Annotated in this window: 14 protein-coding genes, 1 tRNA gene and 1 rRNA gene; 6 read left to right on the forward strand and 10 right to left on the reverse strand. The window is 28.5% G+C overall.

Annotated features, from left to right (window positions below; all coding sequences use genetic code 11):
* The first annotated feature begins 58 nt into the window (after window positions 1-58).
* The 6 genes from HMPREF9629_RS05755 (at window position 59) to HMPREF9629_RS05780 (ending at window position 5,092) form a co-directional block, all read left to right on the forward strand.
* Window positions 59-134 (forward strand) — tRNA-Ala (locus HMPREF9629_RS05755).
* 162 nt (window positions 135-296) lie between these two features.
* A 5S ribosomal RNA gene (gene rrf, locus HMPREF9629_RS05760) occupies window positions 297-413 on the forward strand.
* Between the two features lie 420 nt (window positions 414-833).
* Window positions 834-2,192 carry a Mur ligase family protein gene (locus HMPREF9629_RS05765; RefSeq protein WP_009525431.1) on the forward strand — a complete coding sequence of 453 codons (1,359 nt, stop codon included), beginning with the start codon at window positions 834-836 and terminating at the stop codon, window positions 2,190-2,192.
* A 240-nt stretch (window positions 2,193-2,432) separates the two neighbouring features.
* Window positions 2,433-3,173 carry a type 1 glutamine amidotransferase gene (locus HMPREF9629_RS05770; protein ID WP_009525432.1) on the forward strand — a complete coding sequence of 247 codons (741 nt, stop codon included), beginning with the start codon at window positions 2,433-2,435 and terminating at the stop codon, window positions 3,171-3,173.
* Between the two features lie 175 nt (window positions 3,174-3,348).
* Complete coding sequence (locus tag HMPREF9629_RS05775) at window positions 3,349-4,371, forward strand: ABC transporter substrate-binding protein (protein ID WP_009525433.1); 1,023 nt, start codon at window positions 3,349-3,351, stop codon at window positions 4,369-4,371.
* Window positions 4,361-5,092, forward strand: coding sequence for an ABC transporter permease (locus tag HMPREF9629_RS05780; RefSeq protein ID WP_009525434.1), 732 nt, complete (start codon window positions 4,361-4,363; stop codon window positions 5,090-5,092). The genes HMPREF9629_RS05775 and HMPREF9629_RS05780 overlap by 11 nt, the downstream gene beginning before the upstream one ends.
* 434 nt (window positions 5,093-5,526) lie before the next feature.
* Here the strand turns inward: HMPREF9629_RS05780 and HMPREF9629_RS05785 are convergent, their stop codons facing one another.
* The 10 genes from HMPREF9629_RS05785 to HMPREF9629_RS05830 all read right to left on the reverse strand — a co-directional run bounded on the left by HMPREF9629_RS05785 (window position 5,527) and on the right by HMPREF9629_RS05830 (window position 17,628).
* Window positions 5,527-6,453 carry a M14 family metallopeptidase gene (locus HMPREF9629_RS05785; protein WP_009525435.1) on the reverse strand — a complete coding sequence of 309 codons (927 nt, stop codon included), beginning with the start codon at window positions 6,451-6,453 and terminating at the stop codon, window positions 5,527-5,529.
* Between the two features lie 178 nt (window positions 6,454-6,631).
* Window positions 6,632-7,852: an FprA family A-type flavoprotein gene (locus HMPREF9629_RS05790; RefSeq protein ID WP_009525436.1), complete on the reverse strand. Its 1,221-nt coding sequence runs from the start codon at window positions 7,850-7,852 to the stop codon at window positions 6,632-6,634.
* Window positions 7,853-8,057: 205 nt separating this feature from the next.
* Window positions 8,058-9,986, reverse strand: coding sequence for an acyl-CoA dehydrogenase family protein (locus tag HMPREF9629_RS11500; RefSeq protein ID WP_009525437.1), 1,929 nt, complete (start codon window positions 9,984-9,986; stop codon window positions 8,058-8,060).
* 910 nt (window positions 9,987-10,896) lie between these two features.
* Window positions 10,897-11,385, reverse strand: a complete 489-nt coding sequence (locus HMPREF9629_RS05800; RefSeq protein ID WP_009525438.1) for a hypothetical protein — start codon at window positions 11,383-11,385, stop codon at window positions 10,897-10,899.
* Window positions 11,386-11,594: 209 nt separating this feature from the next.
* A complete protein-coding gene (locus HMPREF9629_RS05805) occupies window positions 11,595-12,440 on the reverse strand; it encodes a DUF5050 domain-containing protein (RefSeq protein ID WP_009525439.1) in 846 nt (281 codons plus the stop codon).
* 98 nt (window positions 12,441-12,538) lie between these two features.
* Entirely contained in the window at window positions 12,539-13,399 is an 861-nt protein-coding gene (locus HMPREF9629_RS05810; protein ID WP_009525440.1) for a DUF5050 domain-containing protein, read from the reverse strand.
* A 329-nt stretch (window positions 13,400-13,728) separates the two neighbouring features.
* Window positions 13,729-14,649, reverse strand: coding sequence for a TIGR01212 family radical SAM protein (locus tag HMPREF9629_RS05815; protein WP_009525441.1), 921 nt, complete (start codon window positions 14,647-14,649; stop codon window positions 13,729-13,731).
* A gap of 310 nt (window positions 14,650-14,959) precedes the next feature.
* Window positions 14,960-15,460, reverse strand: coding sequence for a GAF domain-containing protein (locus HMPREF9629_RS05820; protein ID WP_009525442.1), 501 nt, complete (start codon window positions 15,458-15,460; stop codon window positions 14,960-14,962).
* A 143-nt stretch (window positions 15,461-15,603) separates the two neighbouring features.
* On the reverse strand, window positions 15,604-16,983 hold the full coding sequence (mnmE, locus tag HMPREF9629_RS05825) for a tRNA uridine-5-carboxymethylaminomethyl(34) synthesis GTPase MnmE (protein ID WP_009525443.1): 1,380 nt from the start codon (window positions 16,981-16,983) through the stop codon (window positions 15,604-15,606).
* Window positions 16,984-17,184: 201 nt separating this feature from the next.
* Window positions 17,185-17,628: a flavodoxin family protein gene (locus HMPREF9629_RS05830; protein ID WP_009525444.1), complete on the reverse strand. Its 444-nt coding sequence runs from the start codon at window positions 17,626-17,628 to the stop codon at window positions 17,185-17,187.
* Window positions 17,629-17,746 lie beyond the last annotated feature (118 nt).

A 17,746-nucleotide genomic window follows, 5' to 3' on the forward strand; every position in this document is an offset into this window, starting at 1 on the left:
TTAACCTAACAGATGATATGCAGTTTTCATTGTGCAAAGTATAGCTGAAAGATATGATGGGGGCATAGCTCAGTTGGGAGAGCACCTGCCTTGCAAGCAGGGGGTCAGGAGTTCGAATCTCCTTGTCTCCACCAATAAATTATGTTTTTAAATAACAAATGAAAATTATTTCGATTCAGATACAAGCAGAACGAGGCAAGTGAATGAGTAAGGAGAGAGCGTACTAAGGCTACGTGACCGACGAGCGATATGAAACTTAACGAAGTTATGCGAAGTATATCAATCGAAAGAAACAATATGGTTATAAAAGAGGAGAGGATACACCTGTACCCATACCGAACACAGAAGTTAAGCTCTTCATCGCTGATGGTACTTAGACCGCAGGGTCTTGGGAGAGTAGGTCATAGCCAATTGGATAAAGGAGGCAGGCATTTATGCTTGTCTTTTTTTATTGCTTTTTTTCTCTTTTTTATTTATTATATATGTATATTGTATAATACTAAAATCTTATATAATAATGAAAAATCATAACAATTAATTTTTCTGGTAGACTATGTATATTAATTTTATATAATTATACAAGTTATCCATAATTTTATTAGAAAATAGTATAAGTTTATATTATACTAATATTCGTTTGATTAATAGATATATTTCTAAGTATAACAATATACAATTTATTTGAGTGTTCTATAAATATCTGTTATATTTTATTAAATTTATACAATACTATTTTTCTATTGGATTTTAGTATTAATACTATTATCATAAGTTTATTTTAACTAAAGAAAGATTTTTACTATAGTATTATAACCATAATTACTGGAGGGGTTATGAGATATTTTGCTTTAATTTTAGGAAAAATAATTTTTTTCTTGCTTAAAATATTTGGTAGAAGTGGAGGCTCTCTTCCAGGAAAAACTGCCATAAGATTTTGTTCTAATATGCTTTCATATTTTAAGTATCCGAAAATAACAATACTTGTTACAGGTACTAATGGTAAAACTTCAACATCAAATATAATTGCCAATATATTTAAAAGAGCAGGATATAAGACGGTTTCCAATTCTAAAGGAGATAATATAATAAACGGAATAACAAGTTTACTTATAAAAAATTCAAATTTTACTTTTGAAATAATCGCAGATGCTCTTATTATAGAAATAGATGAGCTTACATTGGCTAAACAACTTAAAAATATAAAAGCAAGTGATATAGTTATAACAAATTTTTTTAGAGATCAATTAGACAGAGCAGGCGAAATGGAGAGCATAATTTTAAAAATCTCTAAGGCTATGGAAAATTATAAGGGTAGGCTATTTTTGAATGAAGATGATCCCAATGTGAAAAGATTCTCTAAAATATCAAAAGACATCAAAATTGTAAGTTTCGGTCTTGGTAAAGAAAAAAATGCGAAAACAGAAAATTTTGATGCAAAAGAAGGTAAATTTTGTCCTATTTGTAATGGTATACTTGAATATGAGTATTATCAGTATTCTCATATAGGCAAATATCATTGTAAAAATTGCGATTTTAAATCAGATATGCCTAATTATCTGGCAAAAGATATAAATTATGAAGATAACACGTTTGAAGTAGAAGTCATTGCTAATAGTGAGAAAGAATTTGATGAAATACCAAACAAAAAGATAGAAAAATACAAAACTTCTATAAATGCTACTTATCATATATATAATCTTGTATCTGCACTTGCGGTAGGTAAAACTTATGGTATAAGTTCAGATGATATAAACACAGTATTCAAAAACTTCAACCTTGGAATAGGCAGAATGGAAAAAATAAATATAGGAGATAAAAAAATACTCTTAAACTTAGTAAAAAATCCGACAGGTTGTAACGAAATAATCAAATATATAGGAAATAATAAAAATGAAAAAGCATTGATATTCTTGTTAAATGATAATCATGCAGATGGAAGAGATATTTCGTGGATATGGGATGTAAATTTTGAACAGATTAATAATTTAAAATATGCTATAATTACAGGTAAACGTGCATACGAAGCTGCTGTAAGGTTCAAACTCTCCAATATATCGGAAAATATTGCAGTTGAAAAAGATATCGATAAAGCCATTGCAAAAATGCTTGATACAAATATGGATATGTATGTTATTTCAACATATACAGGTTTATTTGACATAAGGAAAAAACTTTTAGACTTTAAAGTATAAAAATAGAGACGAAGAATGATGAATATCAAAAAAATTATACGTTTAAAATTAGAACAATGGATTTTAACATTATTCTTCATTGGAAGTATAATATAGTTTTGATTTCTATATGATTTGTTTTTATGTTATTATAATTAATATGGGTTTTTAAAGATTTTTTTAATATGTTTGAACATACCTGTATATTAATAATAAAAACTATTTCAAAATATAAGTATTAAATAGAAAATAGAGGTATTTATGGAGCTTAAATTATTGCACCTTTATCACGATATTATGGATTTGTATGGAGATAAGGGAAATATAAAGACATTGGAATATAGATGTAAGATGAGAAATATTGATTTTATTTATGATACCTGTTCTATAGGTGAACAAAAAGACTATTCCTCATACAATCTTATATTTATGGGTGGAGGAGCTGACAAAGAGCAGTTGATGCTTTCACAGGATTTGCAAAATAAAAGAGAAGGACTTGAAAAAGCCTTAAAAGATAATGTGTTTTTTTTGCTTATATGTGGTGGATATCAGTTGTTTGGTCAATATTATGTAAATGCGAACGGAGAAAAAATACAAGGCTTGAAATTTTTTCCATACAGAACAGAAAAATCACAAAAAAATGACAGATGTATAGGTAATATCTATATTGATGTGGAATTAGGAGACGATAAATTCAAGGTTTTAGGTTTTGAAAATCATGGCGGTCAAACTTATGACGCAGATGACAAGTATTTTGGAAAAGTTATATTTGGCAACGGTAACCATTATAATTCAAAGTATGAAGGCTTTTTTTATAAGAATGTTATTGGTACTTATATGCACGGACCTTTGTTACCTAAAAATCCAAATTTAGCAGATTTTATAATAAAAAAATCATTGTCAAAGGATTATAAAGAAGTGGAGTTGTCTGCCTTAGATGACAGATTTGAGAATATGGCAAAACAAGAGTTGTTGGATAATTTAGGATATAAAAATAAATAAGTAAGATTAAAGTATATTATATTGCATAGTTTTTTGATTGATGATTAGTATAAATTTTAAAACTGTATTGATATGATTAAAAAAAGATGTTAGAATAAATATAAAATATATATGATATTTATTTTTAATTAGTTTTTAAATTAAAAAATTATTTTTATAAATCAGGAGGATTTTTATGAAAAATAAATCTAAAATTTTATTTATTTTTATGATCTTACTTACCATGCTGTTTACAGCTTGTACAAACACTAAGCAAGAAGAAATACCTGACACTTCTAAAACTGAACAAGGTGAAACAAAAAAAGATGAAGATAAATCAAAGGATTCTAAAGTAAACATAGTATTCAGAGATGGAGTTACGGCGCTTACACTTGCCAAGATGATGGATGAAAAGGCAATCGAAAATATAAATTATGATATGGTAGCATCACCTGATGTTTTGACTTCAAAAGTTTTGAACAAAGAGGCTGATATAGCGATAGTACCTTCCAATTTTGCAGCGACAGCATACAACAAAGGACTTGGGTATAAGATAGTAGGTACAAGTGTTTGGGGAAATGCCTATATATTATCTAAAGATGAAAGTGTAAAAACTTTAGCAGATATAAAAGGAAAAAAATTAACACTTTTTGCAAAAGGTTTGACACCTGATTTGATGACGAGATTTGCTTTAAAATCTAACGGAATTAATCCTGATAAAGATGTTGAGATGGAATATTTGTCATCTCCTACAGAAATAGCACCGGCATTTTTGGGAGGGAAAGCTGATATAGTTGTAGCACCTGAGCCTATGGCAACAGCGATAACACTTAAAGATGAAAAAGCTGTAAGACTTGCAAGCTTGAATGAAGAGGCAAAAAAAGCCGGAATGGAAAACGGATATCCTCAAGCCACACTTATAGTAAAAGAAGAACTTATTGAAAAAGATAAAGATTTAGTGGATACAATTATAGCAAGCTATGAAAATTCAATTAAATGGGCAGTTGAAAACAAAGAAGGCTTGGCTACATTAAGTGAAATGTATGAATTGGGAGTACAAAAACCGGCTGTAATAAAAGGTCTTGAAAATATGAACATAGGTAACTTTGTGATTACAAGCACAAAAGATTATGATAAATACTTTGAAATGTTAAAAGAGGACAATCCTCAAAGTATAGGTGGCAAAGTACCGGATTTAAACGCATATTATGAAAAATAAAAAATTAAAAATTTCAGTGTTTATAATATTTTTAGCTATCTGGCAGATAAGCTCTATGATTGTAAACTCTGAAGTTATAATTCCAAGCATAAACGCAACTATCAAACAAATAGTTGTTGTAATTAGTGAAGATGATTTTTATTTAACCATATTAAACAGTTTATTGAGGAGCATTACAGGTTTTTTGACAGCTGTAATGCTCGGCGTTTTTTCAGGAGTATTATCTTTTTGCAACAAATTTTTAAAAGAAATATTCATATTTATAACAAAAATATGTGCAAGTATACCTACAGTTGCAATTATACTTTTGATGCTCATATGGCTAAGACCTAATTTTGTGAGTATGCTTATAGGCTGTATAATGGTATTTCCTATGATATATCAAAGTGTATTTTGCAGTATGTATGATTATGACAAAAAGATAATAAAGATGTTGGACGTATATAACATAGATTTTAAAAAAAGAATAAAAAAAATATATATGCCTAAGATATTTATAGATCTAAAAAAAATAATACCTACATCATTTTCTATAAACTTTAAGATGGTAATAGCAGGAGAAGTAATATCACAACCCAAATACGCAATAGGCAGTAAGTTGTATTTAGAAAAAATTTACATAAATACTGCAGGTGTATTTTCGTGGATAGTCATAATATTATTTTTGTCATTTTTAATAGATAAAATTTTAAACTATATATTATCGGTGAAAAAATATTAATTTTGTAATATATAATGATATGATTATATGGTAAATATGGATATTTTTTAAAAAATATAATGCTCAGATTATTTTGCTTGAGCACTTTCTATAAATATCTAAAAAACAGATATTTAAAAGTGTTAGTAGTATTGATTGCAAAATAAATTTGAGCATATTTTAATACTATTATACATAAAATTATGGATAAATAATACACATTAATATAATACTAAAATCTTATAGAATAATGGAAAAACATAATAATTAATTTTTAAAATAAACTGTTTATATTAATGGTATATAATTATATAAGTTATCCATAATTTTATTAGAAAATAGTATAAATGCTTTATTTTAAAATATTCTATAAAATTTCAGTATTGCTAATAAATTCTTAAAAATAGAAATATCCATTATTATATTAAGTTGTATTATAAATATATTTTTTAGTATTATATACTGCCGTATGCTATTGAAGTGTGTTCTTTTTCTATTGCCAATGCACCGCACTTATATAAAATTATTCCGTCAAATTCAGCTTTATATATGCTTTTTGTGTTTGAGAAAACATCTTCTATTGTGTATAATTCTTCGCCTTTTTTCACTGTTTCACCAACTTTTTTGTGACTTATAAAAAAACCGTCTATATCTGCTGTTTTATATATAGATTTTTTTATTATTTGAGTCATTTTATCTTCTTTTGAACAGTTTTTGTAATCATAAATCCCTTGTGAGCACAATATATTTTTAACATCATTTACAAACTTATCTACTTCATCTCTATCAACATTGCCCATTTGTCCACGCTCCATAAGTAATGCGGGTTTATTTAAGATAGACATATATCCGTAAAGTGCTTTTGAGTTTTCTACAGGTACTGCATATGGTATATCTGTCTTGTTTGCAAACTCTATACATCTTTTTTCTTGTGATTTGATATAGTATAAGTGAGGTGTGAGTTCTTCTTGTAAATCGCCTGAATGCAAGTCTAATGCGAAATCAGATATTTTTGTAAAATTTTCGCACAAAAAATATGCTATCTGTTCTGATTTAGTACCGTTTTTATCTCCAGGCATAACTTTGTTCAAATTTTTGTTATCTTGTGGTACGATAAATGGAATTCTCTTTCTAAATGCTTCTACATTTAAAAGGTTTGCAATTATTATATTACCTGTTACATCATTTGCATCTATTTCCTTTGAAAGTCTTCTTGCAGTTTCTATAGCTGTATATTCACAGGCATGTACTCCGGCTGTTATAAGGGCTGTTAGTCCTTGTTTTTTACCTTTTATAAATGTGAAGGGTATTTGTTCAAATTCATCATTTATTTTTAAAAATAGCTGTTTTTTCTCACAACAATTCATATTTTTTAAAATCATAATGCCTCCTTATATAACTGTAATAACTTATATTAATTAGGTATTATATGTAAATGGTAATTAATATTTATAAAATTCATTATAACTGTATAAATAAAATTATACAATAGAAAAAAATCTCCATATTTATAATAAGGAGATTTTTTATATAAGTTTTAAATAAGATATAAACAATTATTTATTTTTCGTTTAATTTCATTGATTCTACTATTGCATCAGCTAAGTCGTCCAAATCAGATTCTTTATCTTTTTTAAGTGCTGAGTTTACAGTAACCATTGGGTCTAATATATTTATCATTTTCATTTCTTCGTCTAAGAAGTTGCTTATTAATTGACCTGACTTAGGTGCCCAAGATCCGTTTTCTATTACTGATATTGTTCTGTTTTGTACGTTTAATGCTTTCATATCATGCAAGTAGTTAAGCATTTTCGGATATATACCTAAGTTGTAAGTTACTGATGCTAATACAACATGGCTGAATCTGAATGTTTCTGATATAAGATATGACACGTCTGTATTAGATACGTCATATAGGTGTACGTTTGACATTCCTCTTTCGCAAAGCTTAGTTGCAAGTGCTTGTGCTGTATATTCTGTGTTTCCGTACATTGAAGCATATGCTATTAATACACCTTTTTCTTCAGGTACATAAGTTGACCATTTGTTGTATTTATCTAATATATAATCAAAATTGTTTCTCCAAACAAGTCCGTGCAAAGGGCAGATATATTTTACTTTAGGTAATAGCGGAGCAGCTTTTTTTAGTAGTGCTTGTACGAATTGTCCGTATTTACCTACTATGTTAGTATAATATCTTCTTGCTTCGTCCAACCAATCTCTGTCGAAGTTTACCTCGTCATTGAATAATTTTCCGTCTAATGCTATGAATGAACCGAACGCATCTGCTGAGAACAATGCTCCGTTTGTTAAATCAAGTGTAATCATAGCTTCAGGCCAGTGTACCATAGGTGCTTCTAAAAATGCCACTTTATGTTTACCAAATTCAAATGTATCGCTTTCTTTTACTTCTATTTCTCTACCTTCAACGTGATAATTGAATTGACGCATGAACATAAATGCTTTTTCTGTTGATATTATTTTACAATTTGGATATCTTATTACTATTTCTTCTATTGAACCGCAATGGTCAGGCTCCATATGATTTACTACAAGATAATCAAGTGGTCTGCCTTTTAATACGCTTTCTATATTTTCTAAAAATTCTCTTGTCACAGACCAGTCAACTGTATCGAAAAGTACAGTTTTTTCATCTAATAATAGGTATGAGTTATATGAAACGCCTTTTGTCAAAGGGTGTATATTTTCAAATAGTGCTAAGCGATGGTCATTTCCACCGACCCAGTATAAGTTTTCAGTTATATTTCTTACACAAAACATTGTAATCCTCCTGTTATAATAATCTTATTTATACGATTTTGACTTTATACAACGATTTAAAATTTGCAATTATTTGAAAAAATGTAATTAAACAATAATTCAAGTTAACTATAAAGTAAAAATATTTATAAGATGAAATTTTATCTAATCAAAAATCATATTTTCAAATTTTATTTTTAAATCGCTGTATTAAAATATTCATAAATTATTGTGCATATGGGAATTCTAATTCTATAAAGCCTGATTTTTCTTCACCGCATTCAGGGCAAGTCCATTCATCAGGAATATTTTTGAATTCTGTTCCGGGATCTATTTCACCTTCTAAATCTCCAACCATTGGATTATATTCATATCCGCAACCGTTGCATACATATAATTTATAGTTAGGTGCTAATTTTTCAGGTTTTGAACGTTTCATCTTCTTCATAGGAGGTGCATCTTTTTTCTTACCTGTATCTAACGCTTTGATAAGAAGAGGTAAGATTTCAGCTAAGTCTCCAACTATACCATAGTCGCAATTTTTGAATATAGGTGCATTACCGTTTTTATTTATAGCTACTATTGTAGTTGCATTTTTTATACCTTTTAGATGTTGAGAAGCTCCTGATATACCGCAAGCTATATATAGATTACCCTTGAATGTCTGTCCAGACATACCTACATATCTGTTAAGCGGAACATATTTTAGAGTTTCTGCTACAGGTCTTGATGAACCTATTGAAGCTCCTGCATTTTTAGCAAGGTCTTCAATCAATTTCATATTTTTCTTATCGCCTATACCTTTACCTGCTGATACAACTCTTTCAGATAATTGTATTGGAGTATCAAGAGGTATACCTACCGTGAAGTCGTATCCGTCTTTTTTAAGTGCTGCAACAAGTGCATCTACTTGTTCTTTTGCTGTTCCGTCTTTAAATATTGTTCTCTTTCTGTCGCCTGTTACTGATTTTCTTTGTATAACTGCAGATTTTACGGATTTATTTGATTTTGGAGGTCTTCCGATTATATGAGATGCTATTACGACTCTCATTATTTCGTTTGTTCCTTCATATATTGTAGTTATTTTGGCATCACGATAGAATCTTTCAACATCCATACCTTTAAGGTATCCACTACCGCCGTATATTTGAAGAGCATCGTTACATACTTCTAATGCTATGTCTGATGCGTATTTTTTAGCCATAGCTGCTTCCATAGAGTAATCTGCATGAGCTTCTTTTAAGTCTGCTGCTGAATACACAAGAAGTCTTGCTGATCTTAGCTTTGTAGCCATATCTGCAAATTTGAACTGAATAGCTTGTTGGAATGCTATAGGTTTACCGAATTGTACTCTTTGTTTTGAATAAGCAAGTGCAGATTCATAAGCGCCTTGTGCAATACCTAAGGCTTGAGATGCAATACCTATTCTTCCTCCGTCCAATGTAGCCATTGCTATTCTAAAACCTTGACCTTCTTTTCCAAGCAAGTTTTCTTTAGGAACTTTTACATTGTTGAATATTAATTCACAAGTTTGAGAAGAGCGTATACCCAATTTATCATAGTGATCTCCAAATGAGAAACCTTCCCAACCTTTTTCAACTATAAATGCACTTATACCTTTTGTCCCTATTCCTGGAGTAGTAACTGCAAATACTATATAAGTGTCAGCCTTTCCGGCATTAGTTATAAATATTTTTCCACCATTTAATATATAATAATCTCCGTCAAGTTCAGCTGTAGTTTCTGTACCGCCTGCATCAGAACCGGCTTCTGATTCTGTAAGACCGAAAGCACCTATTTTTTCACCTTTTGCAAGAGGAACAAGATATTTTTTCTTTTGCTCTTCTGTTCCAAATGCCGCTATAGGATATGTTCCAAGTGAAGTATGAGCCGATAATATAACGCCTACTCCACCATCAACTCTTGATAACTCTTCAACAGCGATTGCATAGCTTATAACGTCTAAGCCTGCTCCGCCGTATTCCTTAGGATAAGGTATACCCATTATGCCGAGTTCACCCATTTTTTTGACAACTTCATCAGGAAACTCATTATTTTGGTCAAGTTCAAATGCTATGGGTTTTACTTCTTTTTCTGCAAACTCTCTTACTTTTTTACGAAACGCCTCGTGTTCTTGTGTTGTAGTATACAACATATTACTGCCTCCTTAAATTTTCAAAAATATAAATGCGCAATATACATTAAAATATATTTTATAAATAGACTAACTGATAATTACAACATACCCATAAATAAATTATTTATCTATTTAAACTCAGAATAATTTTGATTTTTTTTAATATCTTAATTTTTAATGAAACTTTTATATATAATATTTTTAAAAATAAATTACATTTTCAACAAATTAATCAAATATATAAAAGATATTGTAGTTCAAATTATATTCATATCTTTTTTGTATTTTGCACATATTTACTACAAAAAAAGTATAGTTTTAAAATAAAAAAATATTAAAATATTCATCATTTATTAAAAAAACAAATACTATACATATATTTTACTATAAATTATAGAAAAGTTGAGTAAGATATCATCTTCTATTAAAACTTTTATACTAAAGAAAACAATATCCCAAACTTACATATAAAATACTACCACAATAAAAAAATAAGGTCAAGTATAATTATTAAACTTTTTTAAAAAAATTTTTGTTCTAAAAATAAAAATTATGTTGAAAATTTTTATTATATTAAAGCTTATTTAAATTATAAGATATACTAATATATAGCTAAATAAGCGTATAATAAAAATATTAAAAAGAATGTATTTGATTGAAGGAATTGCTAAAACGTAAATATATCCCTAATCAAATACATTCAATTCATTTTTTATGTCAATACTAAACTCTGATAGGATAATAGATAATTTATATGAGAAAAGCATAAATATTGTTAAATCTTATTGAATTTATACAATGCTATTTATCTATCTTTTTATTGAGTATTATACTAAATGCTTTAAAAATTTATATTTTTAGAAATAACAAATTATATAAACTTTAGAGATTTTATAATTTGTTATAGTGATATTATGTGTTTAAAAAATTATTCATAAAAATATAATAAGTTTCTATCTTTTATAATATATAAGAATATGGCTTTTAAAAACGGTATAAGGCTGAGTATAGCCATAATAACAGCTAAAGGGGATTCGGCTCTTTTGTATAGGTTGTAAAATGCGAATATTATAAGTATAGTTGATACAAGCCAAAGTATAAACGGAGATTTATCGCCGAAACCGCCCATTATTCTAAGTATTACCAATATAATGCCTAACCATTGTGCCGGTAAATCTATTGAAAGCAATTTTGTATCTCCTGCCAATAATCCCACTAAATACAAATTAACTACAGGTATCCAAGCAAGTATAGCTTTGTCTTGATGTCCATTGTTCATAGCCAATTTGTACAGCGATATTCCTGTCAAAAGATAAGTTGCGATTAACACTACTATATTGATTGTAGTTATTATCGCTGCACCTAAGAACAGACTTAAATAACCCAAAGCCATTAATCCTAATAAATCATATCCCATAAGTTTTCTCCTTTCTGATATTAAATTCATATAGCTAAATTAATTATATATTTGTTATACCTTATTAACATTAAATTAATTATAAAAATATATTAAATTATTAATACATTTTTTGATTTTGAAATTTATGAAAGTGGAGTAATATATATGATATAAAAAATAAACCGTATAATCACTATAATATCAATAATTATACGGTTTATGAAAGCTTAATTTATTTTTGTGATTTTTCCGCTTGCAAAATCCATTTTGTATGTTTCTTCTACTTCGTTTTCTTTTACTGTGTATTTAGCGCTTTTGCTTGTAATGCTCAATATATGCGTGCAGTAAAAAGGCTTTGATATTTGTTTTTTGCCTGATAAATCTTCGCTCATCTCATATATACAGTAACTTCCGTCAGATTTTTTTGCTGCATAGTAGAGCTTGTTGTTTTCGACTGTTAATGTATTTGCAAATTTTTCTACAACTTTTATATTTTTTCCATTTAAGTCGCTTGAATATAATGTGTCTGTTTCTTTATTTCGTGAAGTTTTTTTGTAGAATATCTTGTTGTCGGATAAGTGTATTTCTCCTGCATCTTCAATTATTTTTGTAGCTTTGCCGGTTTTCAGGTTCAATTTGTATACAGGCGATATGGTTGCTTCGGCAACTTCTCCGTCTGATATTTGAAAATATAGATAATCGTCTTTTACTGCATTTAAAAATCCGGAATCATTCGATTTTTTGCTGTATAATACTTTTGATGAGTTGTCAGTTAAATTTGTATATATTATGTCCGTATTTGAGGTGTTATAGTCGTTGGTTGAATAATAAAATCCTTTATCTCCTGCAAGTGCATAATATACTTTTGGCAATGAAATCACCAACTTATTGTTTTTGTTGTATACTTTTAATATAAAATTATAGTCTACATAATCAATTTTATAAGTATAGTCGCCTTTTTTCAGTGTTTTATTAGCATTGCTTATAGCTGAAAATGTATCTTGAGCATATATAATATTGGACATTCCTAAAAATAGGGATAAAAATATTGCAAGTATCTTTGCAGATTTCATAATGTTTCTCCTTTATTATGACGGTTTTTAATGTTGAAATAAGCTTAAAATTCAATAGTAAAATGTGATTATACTTATTTGTTTAATGAGTTACATTATTAATAATTTAGCTCATATACATTGGTATTTATTTGTTTTACAATCTCGATTTTTTTTGTGCTCAAGTTAAGCTTATAGTTTTTAGTGTCATTTCCTATAACTGAATAATATATATCGGTAGGTGTTATATTATAAACGTAACCGTCTATGTTGCCTGCAAGTTGTTTTTTATCCGTTCCGTCTACGTTTGATACATATACTGTTTGTATAAAATCTTGGATAGATTCTGTAACAAAGTACAGCTTTTTATTAATTACTTGGTAGTGTATTACATCATCTGATATCTTTTTTAAATTTTTGCCGTTATAGTCTATGGAGTATAATGGTTGACCGCTTACATCGGTAGTTGTAGGTCTGTAAAATATATTATTTTCTGCAAGTACAATTGAACTTGCATTTTTTGCAAGTAATTTTGTTTCTTTATTTTTCATATTTATTTTGTAAAAATCAGTTTCATATGCTCCTTCGTGATTTTCATCAAAAGGATATACAGTTACATATATGTATTCATCTCTTACAGCACATATATTAGGATTATTTTTAAACTCTTTTATGGAGATTTTCTTTTTTGTGCTTATATCGAATTGCATAATTTTTTTATTATAGGAATAATATATCTTTTCGTCATTCAAGACGTAATCAAGGATTTCAGGTGAATATGGAATAGAAACTACAGGTTTACTGTTTCCTTTTATATATAAGTTCAAGCCCTTTTTTTTGGTGTATGAGATAGTGTATTTGCCTTTTTTTGTTTTGCAATCAGGATAAATTTTGGAGTACTTGTCGGTTGCATTTGAACAAGTGGAGCTTAAAATTGTAAACATAAGCGTAAACAACAATATAAGTTTAAATTTTTTCATAAAATATTCCTCCTTTTCATTTTAAATTTGTAAATCGTTTGCTAAATTTATTTTATCATTTTAAATGGAGCATGTAAAGATTTTCACAGTTTAATTTGTCAAAATTTGCCCTAAAATCGTGTATTTACTTCGTTAGACTTCGTAGAGCTTTCGCTTGTGTAACTACAGTACACGCACTCAAGCTCCACTTGTTCGCCTCGTGCTACACGTTTTATAGAACAAACTTTACTCAAGCGTAATCAAGTATTATAAAAATTAACAATTTATATTGTTTTAATATTAAATTGTTTAGTTTCAATTTATTAAAAATAATTTCTAATTTACATTTATTAGAGAAAGTATAAGTCTCCTTGACGAGTATCTCTCTTTTTAAGTTCTTTATCTATACCGTTTAATACATATCTTTTGTTCAATATCCATTTCGGAGCTATGAGTTCATCTTTTGCACCATCTCCTGTAAGACGGTGTATGACTATGTCATCTCTCAGGTTTTCGATAATATCACATATGAAGGATATATATTCATCTGCATTCATAATATAAAACGGATTTTTTCTATAATAAATCTCTAAATCTGTGTCTTTTAATATATTCAGTTGACTTATTTTTATGCCCCATATATCTTTTGTGTTCAGATATTTATAAGTTTGCATCATTTTGTTTTTGTCTTCTGTGGGGAGTCCTAATATTGTATGTACAACAGTCTTAATATTAAGCTCATTCAATTTTGTGAGTGCATTTTCGAATGTGTTGAGATTATAGCCACGCCTTATAAAGTTTGCGGTGTCTTCGTGTATGCTTTGTAATCCCAATTCTACAAATAAATATGTATGCTTGTTGAAATAATCAAGCACTTTAAGTACATCATCACCTAAACAATCGGCTCTTGTTGCAACAGATAGACCTATAACATCCGGACTGGTTAGTGCAGAATTATATAATTTCGTAAGTTCATCTGCGTTTTTGTATGTATTGGTGAAGTTTTGAAAATATGCTATGTATTTGCAATTTTGCCATTTGTTTGATAACAGTTTTATCTGTTCATCGATTTGTATTTGTATATCTGTGTGAAAATTGGTAAATTCACCTGAACCTTTTTTGGAGCAGAATATACAACCTCTTGTGTCGAGTTTGCCATCCCTTGTCGGACAGGTAAAGCCTCCATCAAGTGAAAGTTTGATTATTTTTTGTGAAAAATGTTTTTTTAATTCAAAGTTTATATTGTTGTATCGTTTATCATTTACTATCATAAATATCCTTTTCAAAGATTAATTATAATACTATTATTTAAATATAAATATTTTTTAATATATTTAAGAATATTTTAATTTATATCAAAAATTAATAGAATAATGGATATTATTGTTTTTAAGAATTTATTAGATAAATAAAATTAAGTATATTTAAAGTAAATAATTTATATAAATGTATCCATTAATTGAATATATTTCAGTATTATATTATTTTTTAATAAAATTATGTATAAGCTATATAATCATATAAAATTAATATTATAGTCTACCATATAAAAAATACAAAAAACTCCCTATTATAAGGGAGTTATATCCATTGGTTTGTAAAAAGTCCTTCATAAACTTTTTTTTCTTCAAATACATTTTCTCCTATTATTTGCGCCATCCGTGTTAAAAACTCTTCGTCTTCTTGAGAAAATCTGTTTTTTTTAGGTGAATCTATATCTAAAACTCCCCATATTTTACAGTCTTTTTTAAGTGGCAAAACTATCTCACTTTTACTGTCAGAGTCGCACGCAATATGTCCTTCAAAACTGTGTACATCAGATACACGCTGAACGGCATTATCTCTAACGGCTTTACCACATACGCCTTCAGATATTTTTATATTGCTGCAAGCCATTTTGCCTTGGAATGGACCTAAGTATAAATTGTTCCAAGTTTCGTCTAATATATAAAATCCTGCCCAATTAAGTCTGTCCATATATTGATATATAACTGCCGACAGATTTGATAATTTGCTTATAAATCTGTCATCACTATTTGCGATAGATTTTATAGATAATTCTAATAACAAATAATCTTGCATAATACTCCTCCTTTTGTACATTTTTCTATAATACTATTATACAACAAGATATGCTGAATTTTTAGTTTTTATTATGTTACAATTTTTAGCTTTGGATTTTTGATGTATTAATATTATTGATTATTCATTTTTAAAATCGGAATTTATTTTCCTATACAAAATTGTGAGAATATGGTATCAAGTAAGCTTTCACTGACGCTTTCTCCTGTTATCTCTCCCAAATATTGCAGTGCGTCTTTGTAGTCAGTTTCTACTATATCAAGCTCCACATCATCTAATATGGCTGTTTTTGCATCTTTAAGGCTGGATATTGTATTTTGTATGAGTGCATAATGTCTTGAATTTGTGAGTATTACAGAGTTTGTATTTTCATCTTCATATGTTATTGCCATAGAATATATTTTCTCTTTTAATTGCTCTATACCTTCTTTTTTTTCTGCGGATATGTTCATAATATTGTTTTTATCAATAAAATCAGGTATATGATTTATATTGAGTTTGCTATCCAAATCGGATTTGTTTATCAGTACAATATATTGTTTTTGCTGTAATTTTTCTATAAGATTTATATCATCGTTTGATATTTCAGTTGAATTGTCAAGCATGAGTAAAATTATGTCGGCATTTTCTATTGATGATATTGAACGCTCAACGCCTATTTTTTCCACTACATCTGATGTATCTCTTATTCCTGCTGTATCTACCAAATTTACACATAGACCGTTTATGCTTAAGCTTTCTTGTATTATATCTCTTGTTGTGCCGGCTATATCGGTAACTATGGCTCTGTTTTCTTCCAAGAGTTCGTTTAACAAGGATGATTTTCCTACGTTCGGTCTGCCGATAATTGCTATATTTATTCCGTCAGATATTATTTTTCCGTCCTTGTATGTTTTTTCGAGCTTTTGGAGATTTTCCATGCAATAATCCAAATCTCCTGTCAGCTCTTGTCTTGTGACTTCGGGTACGTCTTCTTCAGGAAAATCTATGGCGACTGTTATTTGTGCGAGAGATTTTTTCAAGGTGTTATTTATATCGAAAATGCGTTTTGACAATTTGCCTTGTAATTGTTTTTGTGCATTTTCAAATGCTTTTGAAGATTTTGCGTTTATTATATCAATAACTGACTCCGCCTGAGACAAATCTATTCTTCCGTTTAAAAATGCTCTTTTTGTAAACTCTCCGTTTTCTGCAAGTCTTGCACCGCTTGTGAGTATTATGGATATTATTTCTTCAACACTTTTTTTACCGCCGTGACAGTTTATCTCGACCACATCTTCGCAGGTAAATGTGTGTGGAGCGTTCATATAACAAGCCATTACTTCATCTATTATCTTTTCGTTATGTACTATACGACCGTAAATTAATTTTCTCGGATTTTGTGACAGGCAGTTTTTGGCGATTTTAGGCGTAAAAATCTTCTCGCCTATATTAACAGCGTCTTTTCCGCTTATTCTTATTATATTTATGCTTGCTGTACCGCTCGCTGTTGCAGGGGCAACTATAGTGTCGAATGTGTACATGGCTATCCTTTCTGTTTTATAAATTTGATTTTATATTTATTTAGCTTGAATATCTAAATAAAAATATTTATAAGTTGATATTTTTTAATTAGATAGATTGTTATTGCTTTATGAAAAAATTAAATCTGTAATATTTTTATTGAATTAAGTTTTATATATTTTATGATATTTTAAAATAAGTTTAGTATAATATAGAATTTGTTATAGATTTGTTATAAATGTTTTAGCATTGTCAAGATCTTTTGCGTTTGGATGTCCTTTTGCAATTCCGCCTATGAGCTTGAAAGGACCAAAGGTGTCGTATCCTTTACAACAAAATGTATCTGTTATGTTTATACCTTTATCTTTTATAATTTTTTCTAATTTTGAAGTATTTTTTTTGTTAATTACACCACAGGTATAGACTATAAATATTTTTTGATTTTTATTAAAGCAAATGGTTTGTGCCAATTTCAGTATGTCTTTGCTCAAACTTTGGTAGTATATGCCTGACGCAAAGCCTATATATTCATAAGAGGAAAAATCTTGTTCTTTTGCTTGTGTTATTGTAAAAATATCTATTTCTCTTGCTTTTGCCATTTCATCAACAACTTTTTTTGTGTTGCCATGATGTGTTGAATGGCATATTATAGCTATATTACTCATAATAAGCCTACTTTCTTTGATTTGTTAAGTGTCTGAATATTCATTTTTATACTAAACCTTTTTAAAATAAAATATAGAAATGCCGGCATATTTAAAAAATATATTAAATTGAGCAATG

This window comes from Peptoanaerobacter stomatis (genome assembly GCF_000238115.1).
Lineage (GTDB): Bacteria > Bacillota > Clostridia > Peptostreptococcales > Filifactoraceae > Peptoanaerobacter > Peptoanaerobacter stomatis.